Consider the following 22,195-nt stretch of genomic DNA (forward strand, 5'->3'; position numbering starts at 1 on the left):
CTGTCCTTTGTCGCACATTTGCTTTTTGCCAGTATGTTTAAACAATGTGGCGAACACATGAGTAAATGATGATGAAACTATAGCTTTTAAAGGGCCGATTCGTCATCGCCGACCAAGACTTCGCGTTTACCAGCATGGTTGGCGGGGGAGATGACCCCTTCTTCTTCCATGCGTTCGATCAACGTGGCGGCCCGGTTATAGCCAATGGAGAGGCGGCGTTGAATATAGCTGGTGGACGCTTTGCGATCTGTCAGCACAATATTGACGGCCTTGTCGTAAAGTTCGTCGCCGGAATTACCCAAATTGGAATTGCCGGGGCCACTATCGTCTTCGACTTCCTCGGTGACATTTTCCAAATATTCAGGGGCACCTTGAGATTTGAGATGCTGCACCACCGCTTCCACTTCGCCGTCGGCTACAAAGGGACCATGCAATCGACGGGTGCGGCCACCGCCTGCCATATAGAGCATATCGCCCATGCCGAGCAATTGCTCGGCGCCTTGCTCGCCCAGAATAGTGCGGCTGTCGATTTTTGACGTAACCTGGAATGAAATCCGGGTGGGGAAGTTGGCTTTGATCGTGCCGGTGATCACATCCACGGATGGGCGCTGTGTCGCCATGATCAAGTGGATGCCTGCGGCCCGTGCCATTTGTGCCAAGCGCTGGATGGCTCCTTCTATGTCTTTACCGGCGACCATCATCAGGTCAGCCATTTCATCGACAATCACCACGATGAAGGGGAGCGGCTCGAGATCAAACTCTTCGCTCTCAAAGATCGCTTCCCCGGTATCGCGATCAAATCCGGTTTGTACTGTGCGGGTGATTACTTCACCCTTCTTTTTTGCTTCAGCGACCCGCTGGTTAAAACCATCAATATTTCTGACGCCGACCTTTGACATTTTCCGGTAGCGATCTTCCATTTCGCGCACGGCCCATTTCAGGGCTGTCACAGCTTTGGATGGATCGGTGACCACCGGGGTGAGCAAATGGGGAATGCCGTCATAGATCGAGAGCTCGAGCATTTTCGGATCGATCATGATCAACCGGCATTGCTCTGGCGTCCAGCGATAGAGAAGCGACAGGATAAAGGTGTTCACGGCCACGGATTTGCCCGAGCCTGTCGTTCCGGCGATGAGCAGGTGTGGCATGCGGGCGAGATCAGCAATGATCGGCTCACCGCCAATGGTTTTGCCTAAACAGAGCGGCAGCTTGCCTTTGACTTTTTCAAAATCCTGCGACGCGAGCAATTCACGCAAATAAACCGTTTCGCGGGTTTCGTTGGGCAATTCGATGCCGATTGCGTTGCGACCGGGCACCACCGCAACACGCGCTGAGATGGCGCTCATGGAGCGAGCGATATCGTCCGCCAAGCCAATCACGCGTGAAGATTTAATGCCGGGCGCAGGTTCCAATTCATAAAGCGTGACCACAGGGCCGGGGCGCACATTGATGATGTCGCCCTTAACGCCGAAATCTTCTAACACCCCTTCAAGCCGCCGCGCGTTTTCTTCCAGCGTTTCGGGCATATGTTCCTTGGCGGTGCCGGTGTTGGGCACATCGGCCAGATAGGACAATTCTGGCAATTCGAATCCGTCATCCCGCAGCAAAGATGTTTGCGCTTCTTGGGTGACACGACGGCCGGGTGCTGGGCGCGGCGCGGGCGCGGTGACGCGTGGCTTGGCCAGCGGCGCTGCGTTGGCAGGTGGGTGTGCCGCAGCAGGCTGAGCCACATGCGGCTCAATTGGGTCGTCGTCCAGATCTGGATAATCGATATAATCTTCAGCGAAATCGCTTGGGGCTTGATTGCCCTCAACATGGCTTTGGGCGGTGCGGGCCATGTCTTCCTCGAACCGTGGTTCAATGCGGCGCTGAGGGGCGTTCACTTGTGGTGTGGCGGCGTCTGCGAAAACGGGTTCGATGTTTTCACGTGAATCATTTTGCTGTGCACGTTTTTCCTGTTGTTTTGCGCGTGCTTTTTTCAACGCAATGTTGGCAGAAAAAATCGAGTGAGTGATCGCGCCGAGGGTGATCGCGCCAAGATTGCCCACGGCGGACAAGATGGCCATGGTCACCGATTTGGGCGAATCTGACTTCCCCTTGGATTTTGGCTGATGCATTTCGAATGGATCAATGCTGCGCACCGCCAGCCAAAACGATACGGCCGCCGGGGTGAACAGGATTAAGGCAAAAAGCCAGCCGGCTTGCTGCACGACGAGGTCTCCGGCCACAAATGTTGCAAGCGCAGAAAAGCCCAGACCAATTATGCCGCCCAATCCTGAAGGGAGCGGCCACGTTTCCGGCGCGCTGAAAAACGCCAACATACCGCAAATCAACATCGAGGCAATAATCCACAATAGGCTGCGCAGCGCCATATGGGTGGGCAATTGGCGTTTGATCATTTTCATGGACCACAGCACGGGCGGAACCATCAGCGCCAGAATACCGAGGCCGAAAAATTGAAAACCAATATCGGCAATGACTGCGCCGGGAAAGCCGAGCCAATTTGAAACAGGCGAATCGCTGGCAAAGCTCAAGCTGGGATCATTGACCGACCAGGACATGAGCGCCAAAAAGATGATGGCGAGGGCGCATAGTGAAAGAATTCCCATAAGGCGTAAGGGGATTTTCACGGCAATGGCCGTGTCGCGTTTTTCTTTTTTTTCAATGGCAGTTGACGTTGGCATGCGGGTTCAACAGATCTCTTTTGACGCAGTTACTCAAACGATAAAGCTAGAATGCTATAGTTAATTTGAGCCTAATTTTATTCAAAAAAGCGTTGATCGTATGGCACGAAAAAGCCCGGCCAAAATGGCCGGGCCTTGGGACATGGTTTGTTTGTTGTTTAATTAGAATTCAGGGTAGGCTTCCACCCCAACTTCAGCTTTATCCAGTCCCAAAGATTCGTTTTCTTCAGAAACACGGATACCCATTGTGACTTTCAGCGCCATCCAAACCAGCGTTGATGCCACGAGGGTAAAGGCACCGATGGCCAAGATGCCAACCAGCTGCACGCCGAAATTGCCGGAACCGCTTAGTGGGGTGACCATTGTGCCCCAGATACCCGCAAGCAAGTGAACGGGGATAGCACCGACCACGTCGTCGATTTTCAGCTTATCGAGCATTGGCACAGCGAACACCACGATCGCGCCACCAACAGCACCGATGAGAAGGGCTAACGGCACGCTTGGTGCCAATGGCTCAGCGGTGATGGACACAAGGCCAGCCAATGCGCCGTTGATCACCATGGTCACGTCGATCTTTTTGTAGATCAACTGCATCAGGATGATTGTGGCGACAGCACCGGCAGCAGCGGCGAGGTTTGTGTTCACGAAGATACGTGAAATGTCGCCAGCGTCAGCAATGGTACCCATGGCCAACTGTGATGCACCGTTAAAGCCGAACCAGCCGAGCCATAGGATAAACATACCTAGGGTTGCCAGCGGGATAGACGAACCTGGCATTGGCGTGATGTGACCATTTGGTCCGTAGCGTCCTTTACGTGCACCCAGAATAACTGCACCAGCCAAAGCTGCCCAGCCGCCAACAGAGTGGACGAGTGTTGAGCCTGCAAAGTCAGCAAAGCCCATGCCAGCCAACCAGCCAGCGCCCCACTGCCAAGAACCGGTAATCGGATAAAGAATGCCAGTCAGAATTGCAGTGAAGATAAAGAACGGCCAGAATTTGATCCGTTCAGCCAATGTACCGGACACAATTGAAGCGGTGGTGGCACAAAAGACCATTTGGAAGAACCAGTCTGAGGCCACTGAATAGCCAGCACTGCCATCGTCAGCGCCAGGGGCTGGGAAATCATAAGGGCCGAAAGAGCCGATAAAGCCGCCATCAACGCCGGTGTACATTAGATTGTAGCCAGTGAGCCAAAACATGATGCCTGCGATAGAGTAAAGGGCGATGTTTTTGAGGCCCTGCATAGAAACGTTTTTGGACCGCACTAAGCCCATTTCCAACATGGCAAAGCCAGCGGCCATCCACATGACCAAAAAACCACCGATCAGGAACAGCAAGGTGTTAAAGATCATGGCATATTCAGGGGTCGGCGCAGCTTCTTGAGCTTGCGCTGCCGTGGGCAACAAGAGGCCCAAAGCGATCAGCGGCGCAGCTTTGAGCGCGCGATTAAAAGACAAGCGAGTCATTTTCTTCTCCAGCATGATTTTTCTTGAGTTAAAGCGCTTCTACGCCGGTTTCGCTGGTGCGAATGCGCATGGCTTCTTCGAGATTGAGGACAAAGATTTTGCCGTCGCCGATGCGCCCGGAGCGGGCGGCAGTGGCAATGGTTTCCACAACATCGCTGCTGGCTTCATCAGAGACAGCAATGTCGAGCTTGAGTTTAGGCATGAAATTTACCGCATATTCGGCGCCACGATAAATCTCGGTATGGCCTTTTTGCCGTCCATAGCCGCGCACTTCCGCAACGGTCATCCCATGGATGTCTTTATCGCTCAAAGCGGTGCGTACATCTTCAAGACGGGACGGTTTGATTATGGCACTTATCAGTTTCATGATCGGTTCCTCTTCGTTGATTGCCCGGCGGGACAATTCTCGTCATCAAAGGAATCAAGATGCGTGCCAGTTTTTGAATGCAATGTAAGTTATTGATTCTACTATCGAATCAAAAAGTTGTCAGACGATCAATTTACCGTCGGCTTATTTTACATGCACAATAAATGTGCAGAATCGCATGCGTGCCTAAAGATTCATCGGCTGCGACAAGGGGGAACTTGTTTTTCTGTCGGGTTGGGTTCAAAGTGCGGCCAATTCAAATCAATAGGTGCAATATGGCGCGGGCGAAAAACAAAGCACAAAAGCTGGATATCTTGATTGTGGGGGCAGGCCCGGCCGGACTTACCCTGGCGCTGGCGCTTAAGCAGGCCATGCCGGAGTTGCAGGTGGGCCTTAATGATGTGCACAAGATTGAGGTGCCACAAAAGGACGGTCGTGCCTCTGCCTTGGCTTTGGGCGTGACCTCCGTTTTTGAAGCCCTTGGCGTGTGGACCGATATGTTGCCTGATGCCAGCCCGATTGATGGCATGCATATTACCGACAGTTCCGACAATGATTTGACCCGTCCGCTGTTCTTGCGGTTTGAAGGCGATGTGAAGCCCGGGCAACCCTTCGCCCATATGGTGCCGAACAAAAGCACAATCGGCGCACTGCTCAATCGGCTCGATGAGTTCGATGTTGAGATGATTGCGCCGGACAAGGTCGCTTCAATTGTGCCGGGAGATGCCTTTTCCACGGTGGAATTTGACAGCGGCAAGTTGGTTGAAGCCAGTGTGGTTGTTGCCGCGGATGGGGCCCGCTCCATGGTGCGCGAGATGATGGGCATTGCCACAACGGGTCATGATTATGGCCAGTCCGGTATCGTGACCACCATTGAGCATGAGCTCGACCACAATAACATTGCGTATGAGCATTTTTTGCCCCATGGGCCTTTTGCCAGCCTGCCATTGCCCAGTAAAAGGTCCAGCTTGGTATGGTCCGAAAAATCGAAATTGGTGCCTGAAATTCTGGCGATGCCAGAAGAAGAATTGGCACGGGAGATTGAGCGCAAAATGGGCTCTAGCCTTGGGAAAGTCAAAGTACTCGCCCCGGCACAAGCCTTTCCGCTGCGGCTACAAATTGCCAAGGAATTTGTGGCAGATCGGGTTGCCTTGATTGGTGATGCGGCGCATGTGGTGCATCCGATTGCCGGGCAGGGGATGAATCTGGGCTTAAAAGATGTGGCGGCGCTGGCAGAAGTTCTGGTTGAGGCTGTGCGGCATGGGCAGGATTTGGGCTCGGTTGAGGTGCTCGAGCGCTATCAGCGCTTGCGCCGTTTTGATACGGGACTTATGGCCTTGGCCACAGATGCGCTCAATGTACTGTTTTCCAATGACCAGCCTGTGGTGCGCGTTGCGCGCGATGTGGGGCTGGGGCTTGTGGACCGCGCGCCATTTTTAAAGAATGCCTTTATTGGCCATGCGGCGGCGGCAAATGATGAATTGCGTTTGCTCAAAGGTTTGCCGCTTTAGTGGGGTCAGCCCGGGGGCGAGATACAGCGGACAGGATTGAGATCAAATAGGATTACCGCAACTCGTCCTCTTTGAGGTGGCGGGCGCCATCAAGCACCATGAGGGGGACGCCCTTTTCGATGGGAAAGGCCAGCCGTGCGGCGTGCGACACCAATTCTTTCCCATCTGCTGAGAGCTCCAACCGCGTTTTCGTAAACGGGCAGACCAGCATTTCCAGCATTTTGGGATCGATATTGTGATTTTCCATTATTGCATCGTTTGGGTTGGGTCGCTGCGGGACATTTCAACCTCGGCCAAAGCCATCAGCATTTCCGCGCGTTCTTTTAGCGTTGCGGCTTCGAGCAAGGCTTGACGTTCGCGCGGCTGATATGGACTGGCCATCACACAGCTATTGACCAAATCTTCTGTGTCCGTGTCTTTAATCTCAGACCAATCGAGCTCAAATTCTGCGAACTTGGCGTAATTTTTCAAAACTTTTTCGAACCGCTTTCGGTCAAGCTCGCTTAAATCTTCCGGCATTTCCAAGTCGTCGCTAAAGCTTTTATAGCTGACATCGGCCACACGGTAGGGCATATCGCTCAGATCTTCGATCTCTTGCACCAAGTTAAAGCGCGAAATACCTGTCAGTCCGATCATATACCGATTTTGTGGCAGTTCCTCGAAATGGCTGATGCGCCCCAGGGTGCCCACAGCGGACAGGGCGTCCTTATCGTCAAGCGCGGGCTGGATCACACCAATATGCCGATCTGCTTTCAAGGCAGCGTCCACCATGGCCACATAGCGCGGCTCAAAGATGTGCAATGGCAGCACCGCACGCGGGAACAGCAATAACCCCTCTAACGGAAATATCGGTATGGGAGAGGGTAGCGGCATAGAGTTTGATCCTAACTGAACAACAGGCCGGACAACATCCGACGGGCTTTGGCGGTGTCTGGGTCAGCAGGGCCCCACGCATCAAACAGTTCGAGCAGTTTGGTGCGTGCGCCATCATCATTCCACTCGCGATCCGTTTTGATGATGTGCATGAGCATTTCCGCCGCCTTCAATTTTTCACCTTGTGCATTATAGGCCAATGCAAGGTCGAAACGTAATTGATGGTTTTCCGGATCATTGGCCAGCTCGGCTTCCAGCTTGGCCGTATCGCCCAGATTGGCGGCTTCTTCGTCGAGCTTAAAGGCCGCTTCCAGGCTTTTGTAGGACGCGCTTTGTTGTCCCTCTTCGGAGACTTTGGCCATGGTTTCTCGTGCATTGTCGTCATTGCCCATTTTGTGGTGAATGGTGGCAATGCCTATAATCGCTGCATCATTTTGTGGATCAAACTGCAGGATTTGCGAATAGATTTGTGAGGCGGTGCCAAAATCTTCCGCATCGAGCGCGCCCTGGGCCTGTTCCAACGCCGCTTCGATCTGGGCGGCGGGGTCGTTTGGATTTTGTGGGGCTTGCGAGGTGATCTTATCGATGAAGGCCTTGATTTCACTTTCGGGCACAGCGCCCATAAAGCCATCAATTGGTTGGCCGCCAACAAAGGCGATCACGGCTGGAATGGATTGGATGCCCAATTGGCCGGCGATGGCTTGGTTTTGGTCGATATCAATTTTGACCAGTTTCACCTTGCCGCCAGCTTCGGTGACCGCTTTTTCGATCATCGGGCCTAATTGTTTACACGGCCCACACCAAGGCGCCCAAAAATCCACCAATATGGGGGTGGTTTTGGAAGCTTCCATCACGTCTTTTGCAAAATTTGCTGTGTCTGAGTCTTTAATCAGATCATTTGGCGTGGCTTGACCATTTTGTGGGGTCAGATTGGCCTGCATTGAGAATTCCATAAAACACCTGATGGGTTGGTCGCGATTGAGATGAATGTGGCGCGGGCGATTCTGAAAAACAAGAGAAAAGCGCTAAATACCGCCCGGGAAGCCGCAAAATTCATCAGCGAAATTTAACGTTAGATCAGCGGATAACATAAAAGTTTCACAGATGCCAATTTTTGACTTGCAATTGCGTTCCTCATTAGGCATATAAGCGCCGAACGTTGATCGCAGGATCATTGTTCCGGAGGCGGGCGTAGCTCAGGGGTAGAGCACAACCTTGCCAAGGTTGGGGTCGTGAGTTCGAATCTCATCGCCCGCTCCAAATATTCGGCAATTACCCCAGCCGAAAAAATAAAGCGCCATTAGGGCGCTTTTTTTATGTCTTGTTTCATGTGTTGGCGAAGATGTCGTTTTGCTAGTCTTTGGCCTTTGCTGCGTCGAGTGCATCGGCAAGGACATTGCGATCGCCAATATGGTTGGCGAGAATCAGCAATAGCCTTGCATTGAACGCGTCGCTTTCATCTTTGCTCAGCCCTTCATGTGCCGCCAACAGGTCAGCGTAGAAATCGTCTGCATTGGGGATGTTTGGGCTTAGGTTCAGTGTGCTGCTCATTTTGGTCTCCCTCAAACTGATTTGCCGATGGCGCGGCGCACAGCGTTCGCGAAGTAATCTTTATCGAACTGTTGATGACGGGCGGCCACATGTTGGTCCGGCCGGATCAAATAGACGGCGCCGCTTTCCATGCCCAAATAGCGGGCGGCCAGCGCGTCACTTTCCATATCGGCGCTGGATAGGGCCAACTGCTTGATCTTTATGCCATCAACCTCGAAATCATCGGGGGCTTCAGCATCAATGCTCAACAGGGTGAACGCGTCACCCAGTTGGTTGAGCAAATATCCATCGCCCACCGGGGCATCGGGACAAGGAGAGCCGGGGCGGGTACGTGCAGGCCCGTCCAGCATATCCTGAGAGTTAAGTGGTGATTGATCGTAAGTGCAGGGCACTGACAGGCGACCCGAATTCACCAGCGGACGGGCAAATTCATAATGCTCGGACAAATCCAGCACCGCATCGCGCAGCAAGCGTGACATTTCAGATTTAGGGGTGATGAAATCGGTGGAGCGGGATGAATTGAGAATATTCTCATCCGCGCCATAAATCCGCTCATCATCATAGCTGTCCAACAGGCTTTCCGGCGCCTTGCCTTCCATCACCAGTTTCAACTTCCAGCACAGATTATCAGTATCTTGCAGACCAGAATTGGCACCGCGGGCGCCGAAGGGCGAGACCTGATGGGCCGAATCGCCGGCAAACAGCACGCGGCCGTGGTGGAACTTTTCCATGCGGCGACATTGGAAGGTGTAGATTGAGACCCATTCCAGTTCAAATTGCACATCATCGCCCAACATAGCTTTCAGGCGCGGGATGACATTTTCTGGCTTCTTTTCTTCTTCTTTGTTGATGTCCCACCCCAATTGCAGATCAATGCGCCACACACCATCTGGTTGTTTGTGCAGCAACGCAGATTGGCCTTTGTTGAATGGGGGATCGAACCAGAACCAGCGTTCAGTTGGAAAGTCGGCATCCATGATCACGTCTGCGATCAGGAAATTATCCTCAAAGACGCGGCCCACAAAATCGAGTCCCAGCATTTGTCGGGCTGGAGAGGCAGCGCCATCACAAGCGATCACCCAATCGGCTTGCAGTTGGTAAGGGCCGTCAGGTGTGCCAATGGTGAGGTCCACATGGTCGGCATGGGGTGTCATTTCGATCACCTTATTGCCGCCGCGAATTTCGATGGGTGCGCCCTGCTGCTCTAGTTCACGGGCGCGATTGACCAAATATTCTTCGAAATAATATTGCTGCAGATTGATAAAGGCTGGGTACTTATGGCCCTTCTCGGGGAGCAGGTTAAAATCATAGACTTGGCGCTCGTCAAAGAACACTTTGCCCAAATTCCACACCACACCTTTATCCACCATCGGATCACCGCAGCCCAAGCGGTCGAGAATTTCTAAGGGGCGTTTGGCAAAGCAAATGGCGCGGGAACCAAAGCTGACCTTGTCATTGTCATCAACGATGACGGCTTCAATGCCTTGTTGCGCCAAATCGATGGCGGCCGCCAGCCCAATAGGGCCAGCGCCAATGATTACCACTTTGCGCCGCACGGGTGGTTGCGCAGACTGATCAGCATGCCGCACATAAGGATAGAGCGGCGTTTCAAAAATCTTGGTCATTTGGTCTCCCCCCAAATTTGTGGTTTAGCCTTGCAAAGCTTCCCACATTTCCATGTCGCGTTCGGCGGTCCAGATGCGTGGTGTGTCGAGGCCGCGGGCTTCGTCATAGGCGCGGGCCACGTTGAACGGCAGGCAATGCTCATAAATGGCATAGTCTGCAAATTTTGGATCGCACTCGGCGCGCACCGCATCCCATGCTTCTTTTAGGCTGCCACCGCGGGCCGCGATTTTTTGCACCGGTTTATAGGTTGAGGCGACAAAATCACGGGTGTTTTCAATGGCGGCATTGACCATTTTTTCGCCCACCAATGCGTCACCACGGCCTGGGGCAATGGCGTCGACATTATAGGCTTTGATCGCATCAAGCGTTGGCCCCCAATCGGCAAAATGGCCGTCGCCGCAATAGCAAGCGGAGTGATATTCCACGATGTCACCGGTAAACATGACATTTTGATCCGGCACATAAATCACCGCGTCGCCTGCCGTGTGGGCGCGACCCAAATGCATGATCTCAACTTTGCGGTTACCGAGATAAACGGTCATTTTGTCGTTAAAGGTGGTTGTGGGCCAAGTGAGGCCGGGAATGCTTTCGTGGCCTTCAAATAGACGTGGGAAGCGCTGGAACTCGCTGTCCCAATCCTCTTGCCCGCGCTCAACCACCATGGAGCGGGCTTTGTCCGACATGATGATCTGTTGGGCGCCATAGGCCGAGGCGCCGAGCACACGTACGGCGTGATAGTGGGTGAGCACCACATGCGAGATGGGCTTATCGGTAACTGTGCGCACGCACTCAATCACCTTATTGGCCAAGCGCGGTGTTGCCTGCGCTTCGATGATCATGACTGACTCATCGCCAATGATCACACCGGAGTTTGGGTCGCCTTCTGCCGTGAAGGCATAAAGACCGTCGCCTACTTCGGTAAAGGAGATTTTCTTTTCAGTTGTGTCCCCTTGGGAAGCGAATGCTTTGGCCATTATATACTCCTTTGAACTGGCTGGTTGCGACGTGCCTGACGCACGTTTGTGCATCCATAAATAGCATGCAGGGATGGTATGAGAAACCATATGCTTATCGCGTTAAGCGTTAATAGTTGTTTTTGTAACTAACAAGGTGCCTTGCCGTCAATGCCGTACCCTCTACGGCAAAAAAACTAATTGGCAGTGGCGGCAGACCGGACATTGACGCAATTGTGAATCGCGAGGCTACTCTAGTCGAGACGAGATTTTCGCGGGGCGAGCAATATATTGGTTTCGGTGAGGCTAACGCCTTCGATCAGGCGGATGCGGCGGAGCACGTCGTCAAACTCGATCAGGTCTTCGGTTTCCAGTTGGGCAATGATGTCCCATTTGCCGTTTGTCGTGTGCAAGGTGCGCACTTGCGGCAGCCCGAGCATGGTTTTGATCACGGCCTCGGCGGACCGGCCTTCAATTTCAACCAAGGTGATGGCGTGAATGCTTTTGTCATCGCGCGGCGAGCCGGTGATGATGGTGAAGCCTTTGATGACGCCATTTTTCGTTAAGCGATCTATGCGCGCCTTGATGGTGGCGCGGGACACGTTGAGTGTTTGGGCCAAACTGGCCACGGGGGTGCGGGCGTCATGGCGCAAAAGGGCAATTAGGCGGGTGTCGAGCTCATCCATTGAACAAAATGCACATTAACTGGTTTCGATTTGCGAAAGCCTATCGCAATTTTGCACATATATCTATCTTTTCGTTGATCATCGGCGGCGGCATACTGCGCAAAACGCCGAAAAATGGCGAGAGCTAGGGTAAAATTTTAGGATCATAGTATGGCAAAACGCTCAATTGCATTGATTGGGGCGCCAGTTGACGGTGGCGCGGGCATGTCTGGCTGCATTATGGGGCCAGCGGCCCTACGGGTCGCCAATATTGGTGGCGCGCTTAGTGATCTGGGCTTTGCTGTCGAAGATTGGGGCGATGTGACGCCCGAAACGGTTAGTTTGAGCCTTGGTGGTCAAACTCATCATGAAAATGAAGTGGCTGGGTTTGCCCGGGCGCTTTATAAAAATGGCGTTGATGCCTTTTCCAAAGGCATGTTGCCGATTTTCCTTGGCGGGGATCATTCCCTGTCTATGGGGACGGTGACCGCAGCGGCGCGCCATGCGGCGGCAATGGGCAAAACATTGCATGTCTTGTGGCTCGATGCGCACCCTGATTTCAACCGGCCGGATACCTCGCATTCGGGTAATATGCACGGCATGTCAGCGGCCTTCTTTTGTGGTGAGCCGGGATTTGACGGCATTTTAGAGCAACCAATTGATCCGGTGGATCCGCGACATTTTCATGTGTTTGGTGTGCGTTCTATTGACCAAAAAGAAGGTGAATTGTTGCGCGAACGCGGTGTCGACGTGATGGATATGCGTCATATAGACGAGAGAGGGGTCGCCAGCCTGATCCGGTCAGTGCTTGAGGCGGTAAAGCGCGATGATGCCATGTTGCATGTAAGTTTGGATGTGGACTTCCTCGATCCGGCCTGTGCGCCGGGCGTCGGCACCACGGTGCCGGGTGGCGCCACCTATCGCGAAGCCCATTTGGCCATGGAGATGATTTGCGACAGTGGTTTGATGACTTCACTCGATCTTGTGGAGCTCAACCCTTATCTGGATGAGCGCGGGAAAAGCACACGCATGTTGGTCAATTTGACCGAGAGCGGCTTTGGGCGGCGGGTCTTCGATCGGCCCACCACCGCTTATTAGAATTGTTGCGCCGGTAAAGTCATTTAAACCGGTACGTGGGGTGCCGCCTAAATGTCTTTCACTGTCTCCATCGCCACAAAGGTGGAGGTTTGTGCAACATGGGGGAGGGCTGAAATGACCTCCCCCAATATCCGCCTGTAGGCTGAAATGTCTTTGGTGCGCACTTTCAATAAATAATCAAAGCTGGCCGCAATCATGTGGCATTGTTCAATTTCCGGCGTCGCCCGCACAGCATCATTAAAACTATCAAGCGCTTTGGCGCGGGTGTCCGAAAGGGTCACCTGCACAAAGGCGATATGGCCGTTGCCCAATTTTTCATGATTGACCCTAGTGTGATAGCCTAAAATAATGCGGTCTCGCTCTAGCTTTTTGACGCGCATTTGCGTTGGCGTTTTTGACAAGCCGATTTTGTCGGCCAAATTGGCCATGGACATACGGGCATTTTTGGCCAGCGCGTTGATGATTTTATGATCGATGGAGTCCATTTGATCTGCCTTGGCGAGATTTGCATGCTATAAGTAGCTCTTTCTATCATGTTTATAGTTTTTTGTACTGAATAATTTATCTCTATAGATCAATGATCTTCTACGTATCGGATAGACTGGGCAAAACAAGCAAGGTTCTGGGAGGTCACATGTTGGACCAAATTCGTGAGACGATGCGGGCAAATCATATGCCCAATGAGGCCGAGGCGGTAAAACGCCTTGTGGACATGGCGGCGCTGAGCGCAGCTGACCGGGAAAAAATCAGCGATGAAGCCGCGCGACTGGTGCAGCAATTGCGCGATGAAGCGCAACAGGGGCTGATGGAAACATTTTTGGCCGAATATGGCCTGTCGACCGATGAAGGCATTGCCCTGATGTGTTTGGCTGAAGCCATGTTGCGGGTGCCTGATGGCCCGACCATTGATGATTTGATCAAAGATAAGATCGTTGACGAAGATTGGTCAAAGCATTTGGGTGCCGCCGAAAGCCTGTTGGTTGAGGCCTCGACGCTGGGCCTTGTGGTCACCAAAACCTTGTTGAATGACAAGCGCGCACCAAGTGTGCTCAAGCCATTGAGTTTGCTGGGGCGGCGGATGTCTGAGCCGGTGATCCGCACAGCGGTGGGCCAGGCAATGCGTATTATGGGCTCACAATTTGTGTTGGGCCGCACGATTGAAGAGGCGCTTTCAAACGGCGCCAAACCCATGGCCAAGGGATATACATATTCCTTCGATATGCTTGGGGAAGCTGCGCGCACCGAAAAAGATGCGCAGCGCTATCACGCCGCCTATATGGATGCGATCCAACGTTTGGTGAAAGATGCGGTGCACGGTGATGTGCGGAAAAATCCGGGCATCTCCATCAAACTATCGGCGCTTCATCCGCGTTATGAATTTGGCAAACGCGAGACCATGGTGGATGAAATGGTCGCACGGGTGCTTGAATTGGTGAAACCCGCGGCCAAAGCGCAAATGGGCTTGAACATTGACGCGGAGGAGGCTGATCGCCTCGATCTGTCGTTGGAGATCATCGAAAAAGTGTTGGCCGATCCGGCGCTGGAAGGCTGGGAAGGCTTTGGCGTTGTGGTGCAAGCCTATGGGCCGCGCGCCTCTTATGCCATTGATTGGCTTTATGCGCTGGCAGAAAAGCTGGACCGTAAGATTATGGTGCGGCTTGTGAAAGGCGCCTATTGGGACACAGAAATCAAGCGTGCGCAGGTTATGGGCCTTGAGGGGTATCCGGTGTTTACCCGCAAAGTGAACACGGACGTGTCTTATTTGGCCTGCGCCCGCAAATTGTTGGATATGCGCGATCGGATTTATCCGCAATTCGCCACCCACAATGCCCATAGCGCCTCGGCCGTGTTGCACATGGCAGGGAATGATCGCGAGGGCTTTGAGTTTCAGCGGTTGCATGGCATGGGCGAAGGCTTGCACGAATCATTGCGCAGCCAAAATGATACGCGCTGCCGGATTTATGCGCCGGTGGGCGCCCACCGCGATCTGCTGGCCTATTTGGTGCGGCGGTTGTTGGAAAATGGGGCCAATTCCAGCTTTGTGAACCAAGTTTATGATAAAAAGATTCCGCCCAGCATGATTGTTTCGGACCCCATTTCTGAAGTGCAGGAATTGGACCAAATCGCCAATGACAAAATCCCCATGCCGAAGGATTTGTTTGGTGAGAAGCGATTGAACGCAAAGGGCTGGGACATTACCGACCCGCTTGAATATGCCGAGTTGGATGCAGCGCGTTCAAAATTTGCCCATCCACATCAATGGAAGTTTGCGCTGGATGAAGCGCTGGGCGCGAGGGGCAAGGTTCAAAAGCTGATCAACCCTGCTGTGCCGGATGATCAAGTGGGCGAAATTGCCAACGCAACACCTTCAGTGGTTGAAAAGGCCATCAAGCTGGCGGCGAAAGGGCAAAAAGCCTGGAGCAGCAAAGCCCCGGCCGATCGTGCCGCTGCATTGCGCAAAGCAGCGGACCTTTATGAAGCGCATGCCGCGGAATTGTTCGCCCTGGCTTCGCGCGAAGCTGGTAAAAGCCTGTTGGATGGCGTTGCCGAAGTGCGTGAAGCCGTCGACTTTTTGCGGTTTTATGCAAATGAGGCCGAGCGCTTGGGCGAGCAGGATGAAGCACGGGGCGTGATCGCCTGTATTTCACCCTGGAACTTCCCGCTGGCCATCTTTACGGGTCAAGTTGCCGCTGCATTGGTGGCGGGCAATGGCGTGGTGGCTAAGCCGGCGGAGCAAAGCCCCTTGATGGGTGCGCGCGCCGTTGAGCTGTTGCATGAAGCTGGCGTGCCGAAGGATGCCCTGATTTTGGTGCCCGGGGCAGGCGATATTGGTGCCGCATTGACCTCGCAACCCGATCTGGGCGGCGTGTGCTTTACTGGGTCGACCGAAGTGGCCAAGCTAATTGATAAGCAATTGGCCAAAACCTCAGACAGCGACGCGATGGTGATTGCGGAAACCGGCGGGTTGAACGCCATGATCGTTGATAGCACGGCGCTGCCGGAGCAAGCCATTCGCGATATCCTGGCGTCGTCTTTCCAAAGTGCGGGTCAGCGCTGTTCGGCGTTGCGCATGCTCTATGTGCAAGAAGATGTAGCCGACCATGTGCTCGAAATGCTCTATGGCGGGTTGGAAGCCATGCAGGTTGGCGAGCCTTGGGACATCAGCACAGATATTGGTCCGGTGATTGATGCGGAGGCGCAAAAAGAGATTTCGGATTATTGCGCCAAGCTCACCAGTGAAGGCCGTTTGCTGAAAAAGATCAAAGCCCCAAAGGATGGTCATTTCGTGGAGCCGCACATCTTTAAGGTGAGCGGCATCGAGGAACTGGAACGCGAAATCTTCGGTCCGGTGCTGCATGTAGCGACCTTCAAGGCAAAGAACATCAATAAGGTTGTTGACGCGGTGAACGCGAAAGGATTTGGCCTGACCTTTGGTTTGCATACCCGCATGGACACGCGGGTTGAAGAAATTGGCAAGCGGATCAAGGTCGGCAACTTCTACGTCAACCGAAACCAGATCGGGGCGATTGTCGGTTCGCAACCATTTGGCGGCGAGGGCCTGTCGGGCACGGGACCAAAGGCTGGCGGCGCAAACTATTTGCCACGCTTCCGTGTTGCCAAACATGATCATAAGGTTGAACAAACCGGGCAGATTGGCGCGATCGATATCGCAACGGCATTTGAGGAGATTTCTTCAATAGAGTGGGTTGATCGTGATGACCGAGCCGAGATTTTGGGGGCGGCAGAGCCGCAAATGGCGAAAGAACTGCCCGGCCCGACCGGTGAGTTTAACCGGATCAGCTATTCCCCACGCGGCCGTATTTTGGCTGTGGGTGGCGGCAATGATTTAATTGAGCTGTCGCAGGCCGCTTTGCTGTGGGGCAACAGGTTGGTGGTTGTTGGCACGTCATTGCCATCCGAGTTGGCCCGACTGAAAGCCGCAGGCGCACCGATCAGCTTGATTGAAGGCGCTGTTGATCCTGAAAAGCTGGATGGCTTGGCCATTGATGGCATCGCGCTTGCGGGGCGGGGCGAAGGCATCGCTCAGCTGCGCCGTGCCGTTGCCCAGTTGGATGGCCCGATCATCTCCTTCGTCACCAGCCCGAATGATATTGCCGGATTTGTGCATGAGCGGGCAGTGTGTATCGATACCACTGCCGCGGGCGGCAATGCGTCACTGCTGGCGCAAACGAGCTAGGGCTGACGATTAACTGAGAATTGAAAAGGGCGACCTTCGGGTCGCCTTTTTTTGTTGCCGCTGCTGGGTGTTGCGTAAGCTTCCGCATCGGCGTCGCCGTGTTCGTTGCTGGCGCCCCTGTTTTTACGCGCCGCCGTCGTTCGCTACGCTCACTACCCCGGCACTCCCGCCGATGGGTGCTCCAGACAAATGCTGCGGAGGTGTGGGAAATAAGTGGACGAAGCCTAAGGCTGAGGACCCCGAAACCTTCAGGTTTCGCGCCATCGCAGGCCGATGCGCAGCATCGAATAGCCGTGAGACAAGGCAACCCGCGGTTAGGCACCCAAAGTTGCCGTTCATCCCCCTAAAACAAAAAACCCGGCGCGAAGGCCGGGTTTTTCAAAAGGAGAGAGAAAGAAATCAATCTATTCAGATTTGGCTTCTTCTTCTGCAGCGCTTGCTTCGGCTTCGGCCTTAGCAGCAGCTTCTTGTGCTTCTTTTGCAGCAACTTTATCTGCTTCGCGTTGGGCGCGGGCATCAGCGGCAGCTTGACGCTCACCATCTTGAATGCGCTTTGTGCGGGCATTTGTTGCTTCGAAAATACGTGCAGATTTACCGCGACGCTCACGCAAATAGTAAAGTTTCGCGCGACGGACCTTACCGCGACGCAGCACTTCGATGCTATCAACGATCGGTGAATAGATTGGGAATACACGCTCAACGCCTTCGCCGTAAGAAATCTTACGAACGGTGAAGCTCTCATGAAGGCCTGAACCTGAACGGGCAATCACAACGCCTTCATAGGCCTGCAAACGTTCTTTGTCGCCTTCACGTACGCGTACCCATACTTTTACGGTATCGCCGTGAGAAAAATCTGGAATTGCGCGCTTTGCTTCAAGCTCTTCGCGCTGCTCTTTTTCGAGCTGCTGAATAATGTTCATTTTTTCGTCCGATTGTTTTCATGCCAGTCAGAGCGTCCCGCAATTCTCATTGCCCGAGGGCCGGAAAAAGGGACGAATACACCGGTCTTGGTGTTTAAAGACAAAATTAGTCTGGCGGGCTATAGCGCAAAAAACGGACAGAGTCTATGGGTTTTCTGGCGAAAAGCGCCAAAAAGCGGGGCTTTAGGTCTTTTTATATTTGTCCCACAAATCTGGGCGGTTTTGCTTGGTCAGTTCTTCGGACTGTTCTTGCCGCCATTGGTTGACCTTTTTGTGGTCGCCGGAGGTGACGATTTCGGGGATTGGTTCGCCTTCAAATTCTGCGGGGCGGGTATATTGCGGATATTCCAGCAGGCCGTTTTCGAAACTTTCGTCGGCTTCGCTTTCGGCGGAGCCCATCACGCCGGGGAGCAAGCGCACGGTGGCTTCCAGCATGGTCATGGCCGCCACTTCGCCGCCGCACAGCACGAAATCGCCCACTGAAACTTCGGTGAGATCGCGCTTGTCGATCACCCGTTGGTCTACGCCTTCAAAGCGACCACATATGATCACCACGCCGGGGCCAGCGGCCCAATCGCGGGCCATTTGTTGATCGAAGGGTTTGCCCCGAGCGCTCATTAGAATGCGCGGGCGCGGATCGTTTTCCGGGGAGATATGGTCAATGGCTTTGGCCAGAATATCGGGCTTGAGCACCAGGCCAGGGCCGCCACCAGCGGGGGTGTCGTCCACCTTTTTGTGCTTGTCGGTGGCAAAGTCGCGCAACTGCGTAGCGTTGAGGGACCATGTGCCTTTTTCGGCGGCGCGGCCAAGAATTGATGCGCCCAAGGGGCCGGGAAAAAGGTCAGGAAATAGCGTGATGATGTCGGCTTTAAACGCCATCACTCAAACGCCTCATCATCGTCCACGATCACTTCGACAGCCGGCACAATGATCAAATAGCCTTCGGCCAAATTGATGGTGGGCACGCTTTGCTTGGTGAAGGGATAAAGATCGGTTGGGCCTTTGGCGGGGCGGATTTCCAGCACGTCGCCAGCGCCATAATTTTGCACCGCAGCAACAGAGCCAAGCTCTTCGCCATCCGGTGTGCGGGCCTTTAGTCCGATCAAATCTGTATAATAAAACTCATCTTCATCTTCGGTTTGCGGCAGGCTTTCGCGCGGCACATAGAGTTTGGTGCCGTTCAGCGCTTCAGCATCGTTGCGGCTTTTGGATTCTTCAAGCACCGCGACGAGCATGTTTTTTTGCAAACGCGCTTTTTTGATGGTGATAGTTTGGTTTGCCCTGTTGGTCAACAGCGGCGAATAGGCGGCCAGATCAAGTGGATTTTCGGTAAAACTCTTGATCCGCACTTCGCCTTTGATGCCGTGGGCAGCACCGATCTGACCCATAAGAACCAGATTATCGTTTTTTGTACTGCCCATGGCGCATTCCTTATGCAGTCAATTTCTGAAAAGGTTCAGAAGACTTACTCTGCAGCGTTTTCTTCTGCTGGTGCTTCGGCTTCAGCTTCAGCAGCAGCCTTCGCATCTTCTTCAGCTTGACGCTTTTCTTCCAAACGCTCTTGGGCTTTTTTGCCTGGAAGGGCTTTTTTCGGGTTGTTGCGCGCGTCGCGCTTCAACAAGCCTTCTGCGTCCAAGAAGCGGTGCACACGGTCAGTTGGCTGGGCGCCAACGCTCAACCAATGCTCAACGCGCTCTTTGTCCAGCTTGATGCGGTCTTCTGAATCTTTTGGCAACATAGGGTTGTATGAGCCGATGCGCTCAATAAAGCGGCCGTCGCGCGGGGCACGAACGTCAGCAACAACAACGTGATAATAAGGGCGCTTTTTAGAACCGCCGCGTGACAAACGAATTTTAATGGCCATTGAACTTCTCCTAATTTGGCTTTTAACCGCTTTCGGGCGGTAATTTCGTTAGTTGACTGTTTTGTTTGGATTTGGATGGCGGTAAACCCCCACCAAATTATCTCTACATGTGATTTCTTTCTCAAAAACCGCGCCAACTCGGTTGGCAACTTTTTTTGAGGCTTCATTCGCAGGTGCGATCAGGCTGATTGCTGTTTCCCACTTCAAAGTATTGAAGGTGTGATCCAAAACAGCATTCACAGCTTCGGTCGCATAACCTTTGCCAGCCGCAGATTTTGACAGCGTCCAGCCAATTTCGGGTTCTGGCCACTCTTCCGGGAACCAGTGACCAATCATGCCGACAAATTGTCCCGTTGATTTTTCATCAACCGCAAATGTGCCGTATCCCCGGATTGACCAATGCCCAACAAGTGAAGCAAAGGCGCGCCAAGAATTGCCACGACTCAGCGGACCGCCAATAAATTGTGACCAATCTTCATCGCTGAAGATTTCATGCACGTTCTCGTAGTCGCTCGGCTCAAAGCCGCGCAAAATCAGGCGTTCTGTTTCAAGGCGAGGGGCGGTGACCACTATTTCTTGCCCCCTTTGGGTCCAAGGCCGGGTAGACCGGGGAAGCGCGGTGCCGCGCCGCCTTTGAGCAGATCATCAACGCTTTTGGGCAATTCTTTTTTGCCGCCCGTCTGATCCTGCAATTGCTGCAAATCCGGCATGTCGCCGCCTGCGCCCATTTGCTTTTCCATCTCGGCGAGCATTTTGGGGTCCAGCTTTGAGGGGTCGATATTGGGCATGCCGCCCATGCCGCCGGGCATCATGCCCCCCAGCATACCGGCCAAACCGCCTTTGCCTTTAGACATTTTTTTCATCATGTCGGCCATTTGGCGGTGCATTTTGATCAGCTTATTGATATCTTGTACTGAGGTGCCAGAACCGGCTGCAATACGCTTTCGGCGCGAGGCATTCAGTAAGGCCGGGGTGGCGCGTTCTTTTTTGGTCATGGACTGGATGATGGCCACTTGGCGGTCGAAAACTTTTTCGTCAAAGTTTGCGCCATCAAGCTGCTTTTTCATTTTGCCCATGCCAGGCATCATGCCCATCAGGCCGCCCATGCCGCCCATTTTTTTCATCTGAAGCAGTTGGTTTTTCAAATCATCGAGATCGAAAACCCCCTTCTTCATTTTCTTGGCCATTTTAGCGGCATCTTCTTGCGACACGGTGTCGGCGGCTTTTTCCACCAGCGACACAATATCGCCCATGCCCAAAATCCGGTCAGCGACGCGGGACGGGTAGAAATCTTCTAGATCTTCAAGTTTTTCGCCTGTGCCGAGAAACTTGATCGGCTTGCCGGTCACCGCACGCATGGAGAGGGCGGCACCGCCGCGGCCATCGCCATCAATACGGGTCAGCATAATGCCGGTCACGCTCACACGTTCATCAAATGAACGTGCAAGGTTTACCGCGTCTTGACCTGTCAGCGCGTCAGCTACGAGCAAAATTTCGTGGGGGTTGGTGGCCGCTTTAATTTCAGCGGTTTCCGCCATCAAGTCTTCATCAATGTGGGTGCGGCCTGCTGTATCGAGAAACAGCACATCATAGCCGCCCAATTTGGCTTCCTTTTGCGCCCGCTTGGCGATCTCAACGGGGTTTTGGCCTTGAACGATCTCCAGCGTATCCACGTCGATCTGCTCACCCAGCACCCGCAATTGTTCCATCGCGGCGGGGCGGCGTGTATCGAGAGAGGCCAGCAAAACCTTTTTGTTTTGCTTTTCCTTGAGGCGCTTGGCGATCTTACCTGTGGCGGTGGTTTTACCCGCACCTTGCAAACCGACCATCATTATGGCGACGGGAGCCGGGGCGTTTAGATCAAGTGGCACCGCCTCATTGCCCAACACGGCGACCAATTCGTCATTGACGATTTTGACCACTTGCTGGCCCGGGGTGACCGACTTGGTGACTTCGGCGCCGACAGCCCGGTCGCGCACTTGTTCAACAAAGCCGCGCACCACTTCCAAAGACACGTCGGCTTCAATCAGGGCCCGGCGCACTTCGCGCAGGGCTGCATTCACGTCGCTTTCAGACAGATTGCCGCGCCGTGTCAGCCCATCAAAAATGCCGCTTAACCGATCGCCCAGACTTTGAAACATGGTCACCTCTTTATATGTCGCTTGTGCTTGATCTTCCCAAAGTGGGTCTTTCGCTGTGCAAAATCAAATTTTGCAAACAAAAATAGCATCCACGGGCGCAACGCGCTGATGGATGTTGACCCCCAAATTCGTTTAATTCGCTTTGGGTAGTGACTCGAGCACAACTCGACACGGTAAATATCGGGTGTTGCTTTACGGCAAGCTGACAAAAGAGTCAATCTCCACGCGCTGCTAAGGGTAGTAATTTAACCCAATCTGCGCCATATAGGGCGGTGAA

Annotated in this window: 20 protein-coding genes and 1 tRNA gene; 4 read left to right on the forward strand and 17 right to left on the reverse strand. The window is 53.5% G+C overall.

Going from position 1 to position 22,195, the window contains the following annotated elements; translation table 11 throughout:
* Window positions 1–86: 86 nt before the first annotated feature.
* The 3 genes from MXMO3_RS01525 to MXMO3_RS01535 form a co-directional block, all read right to left on the reverse strand.
* Window positions 87–2,684: an FtsK/SpoIIIE family DNA translocase gene (locus MXMO3_RS01525; protein ID WP_117394720.1), complete on the reverse strand. Its 2,598-nt coding sequence runs from the start codon at window positions 2,682–2,684 to the stop codon at window positions 87–89.
* A 162-nt stretch (window positions 2,685–2,846) separates the two neighbouring features.
* Window positions 2,847–4,151, reverse strand: coding sequence for an ammonium transporter family protein (locus MXMO3_RS01530; RefSeq protein WP_027835836.1), 1,305 nt, complete (start codon window positions 4,149–4,151; stop codon window positions 2,847–2,849).
* A gap of 28 nt (window positions 4,152–4,179) precedes the next feature.
* Window positions 4,180–4,518 carry a P-II family nitrogen regulator gene (locus MXMO3_RS01535; RefSeq protein ID WP_027835837.1) on the reverse strand — a complete coding sequence of 113 codons (339 nt, stop codon included), beginning with the start codon at window positions 4,516–4,518 and terminating at the stop codon, window positions 4,180–4,182.
* Window positions 4,519–4,793: 275 nt separating this feature from the next.
* On the opposite strand from MXMO3_RS01535, the gene MXMO3_RS01540 reads away from it, so the two are divergent.
* The gene (locus MXMO3_RS01540) at window positions 4,794–6,029 is read left to right on the forward strand and encodes an FAD-dependent monooxygenase (RefSeq protein ID WP_117394721.1); all 1,236 of its coding nucleotides are present in this window, start codon (window positions 4,794–4,796) and stop codon (window positions 6,027–6,029) included.
* A gap of 52 nt (window positions 6,030–6,081) precedes the next feature.
* Here MXMO3_RS01540 and MXMO3_RS01545 read toward each other — a convergent pair whose 3' ends face one another.
* Genes MXMO3_RS01545 through trxA form a run of 3 tightly spaced genes read right to left on the reverse strand, consistent with a single transcriptional unit; the run spans window position 6,082 to window position 7,843 of the window.
* A complete protein-coding gene (locus MXMO3_RS01545) occupies window positions 6,082–6,276 on the reverse strand; it encodes a Trm112 family protein (protein WP_117394722.1) in 195 nt (64 codons plus the stop codon).
* Window positions 6,276–6,902 carry an LON peptidase substrate-binding domain-containing protein gene (locus MXMO3_RS01550; protein WP_117394723.1) on the reverse strand — a complete coding sequence of 209 codons (627 nt, stop codon included), beginning with the start codon at window positions 6,900–6,902 and terminating at the stop codon, window positions 6,276–6,278. Before MXMO3_RS01550 ends, MXMO3_RS01545 begins: the two co-directional genes overlap by 1 nt.
* 11 nt (window positions 6,903–6,913) lie before the next feature.
* The gene (trxA, locus tag MXMO3_RS01555; protein WP_036223090.1) at window positions 6,914–7,843 is read right to left on the reverse strand and encodes a thioredoxin; all 930 of its coding nucleotides are present in this window, start codon (window positions 7,841–7,843) and stop codon (window positions 6,914–6,916) included.
* A gap of 244 nt (window positions 7,844–8,087) precedes the next feature.
* Here trxA and MXMO3_RS01560 point away from each other — a divergent pair.
* Window positions 8,088–8,162: transfer RNA gene (locus MXMO3_RS01560), tRNA-Gly, on the forward strand.
* A gap of 93 nt (window positions 8,163–8,255) precedes the next feature.
* Here MXMO3_RS01560 and MXMO3_RS01565 read toward each other — a convergent pair.
* The 4 genes from MXMO3_RS01565 to MXMO3_RS01580 all read right to left on the reverse strand — a co-directional run bounded on the left by MXMO3_RS01565 (window position 8,256) and on the right by MXMO3_RS01580 (window position 11,718).
* Window positions 8,256–8,453, reverse strand: coding sequence for a DUF2783 domain-containing protein (locus MXMO3_RS01565; protein ID WP_027835842.1), 198 nt, complete (start codon window positions 8,451–8,453; stop codon window positions 8,256–8,258).
* An 11-nt stretch (window positions 8,454–8,464) separates the two neighbouring features.
* The gene (locus MXMO3_RS01570) at window positions 8,465–10,078 is read right to left on the reverse strand and encodes an FAD-dependent oxidoreductase (protein WP_117394724.1); all 1,614 of its coding nucleotides are present in this window, start codon (window positions 10,076–10,078) and stop codon (window positions 8,465–8,467) included.
* Window positions 10,079–10,102: 24 nt separating this feature from the next.
* The gene (locus MXMO3_RS01575; protein ID WP_027835844.1) at window positions 10,103–11,053 is read right to left on the reverse strand and encodes an MBL fold metallo-hydrolase; all 951 of its coding nucleotides are present in this window, start codon (window positions 11,051–11,053) and stop codon (window positions 10,103–10,105) included.
* A 233-nt stretch (window positions 11,054–11,286) separates the two neighbouring features.
* On the reverse strand, window positions 11,287–11,718 hold the full coding sequence (locus MXMO3_RS01580) for an Lrp/AsnC family transcriptional regulator (RefSeq protein ID WP_027835845.1): 432 nt from the start codon (window positions 11,716–11,718) through the stop codon (window positions 11,287–11,289).
* A 150-nt stretch (window positions 11,719–11,868) separates the two neighbouring features.
* Between MXMO3_RS01580 and rocF the strand changes: the two genes are divergently transcribed.
* Window positions 11,869–12,795: an arginase gene (gene rocF, locus MXMO3_RS01585; protein ID WP_117394725.1), complete on the forward strand. Its 927-nt coding sequence runs from the start codon at window positions 11,869–11,871 to the stop codon at window positions 12,793–12,795.
* 47 nt (window positions 12,796–12,842) lie between these two features.
* On the opposite strand, the gene MXMO3_RS01590 is transcribed toward rocF, so the two are convergent.
* Window positions 12,843–13,280, reverse strand: a complete 438-nt coding sequence (locus tag MXMO3_RS01590; protein WP_027835847.1) for an Lrp/AsnC family transcriptional regulator — start codon at window positions 13,278–13,280, stop codon at window positions 12,843–12,845.
* Window positions 13,281–13,429: 149 nt separating this feature from the next.
* Between MXMO3_RS01590 and putA the strand changes: the two genes are divergently transcribed.
* Window positions 13,430–16,993 (forward strand): bifunctional proline dehydrogenase/L-glutamate gamma-semialdehyde dehydrogenase PutA, encoded by a 3,564-nt coding sequence (gene putA, locus MXMO3_RS01595; protein ID WP_117394726.1) that lies wholly within the window; start codon window positions 13,430–13,432, stop codon window positions 16,991–16,993.
* A 404-nt stretch (window positions 16,994–17,397) separates the two neighbouring features.
* Here the strand turns inward: putA and rplS are convergent, their stop codons facing one another.
* From rplS to ffh, 6 genes are all read right to left on the reverse strand, one after another.
* The gene (gene rplS, locus MXMO3_RS01600) at window positions 17,398–17,913 is read right to left on the reverse strand and encodes a 50S ribosomal protein L19 (protein ID WP_027835849.1); all 516 of its coding nucleotides are present in this window, start codon (window positions 17,911–17,913) and stop codon (window positions 17,398–17,400) included.
* Between the two features lie 183 nt (window positions 17,914–18,096).
* Complete coding sequence (gene trmD / locus MXMO3_RS01605) at window positions 18,097–18,792, reverse strand: tRNA (guanosine(37)-N1)-methyltransferase TrmD (protein WP_117394727.1); 696 nt, start codon at window positions 18,790–18,792, stop codon at window positions 18,097–18,099.
* Window positions 18,792–19,334, reverse strand: a complete 543-nt coding sequence (gene rimM, locus MXMO3_RS01610; protein WP_117394728.1) for a ribosome maturation factor RimM — start codon at window positions 19,332–19,334, stop codon at window positions 18,792–18,794. Before rimM ends, trmD begins: the two co-directional genes overlap by 1 nt.
* 44 nt (window positions 19,335–19,378) lie before the next feature.
* Window positions 19,379–19,777, reverse strand: coding sequence for a 30S ribosomal protein S16 (gene rpsP, locus MXMO3_RS01615; protein WP_117394729.1), 399 nt, complete (start codon window positions 19,775–19,777; stop codon window positions 19,379–19,381).
* 48 nt (window positions 19,778–19,825) lie between these two features.
* Complete coding sequence (locus tag MXMO3_RS01620; protein WP_205468059.1) at window positions 19,826–20,347, reverse strand: GNAT family N-acetyltransferase; 522 nt, start codon at window positions 20,345–20,347, stop codon at window positions 19,826–19,828.
* Window positions 20,347–21,918, reverse strand: coding sequence for a signal recognition particle protein (gene ffh, locus MXMO3_RS01625; protein ID WP_117394731.1), 1,572 nt, complete (start codon window positions 21,916–21,918; stop codon window positions 20,347–20,349). The genes MXMO3_RS01620 and ffh overlap by 1 nt, the downstream gene beginning before the upstream one ends.
* Window positions 21,919–22,195: the final 277 nt, after the last annotated feature.

It is taken from the genome of Maritalea myrionectae, from assembly GCF_003433515.1.
GTDB lineage: Bacteria > Pseudomonadota > Alphaproteobacteria > Rhizobiales > Devosiaceae > Maritalea > Maritalea myrionectae.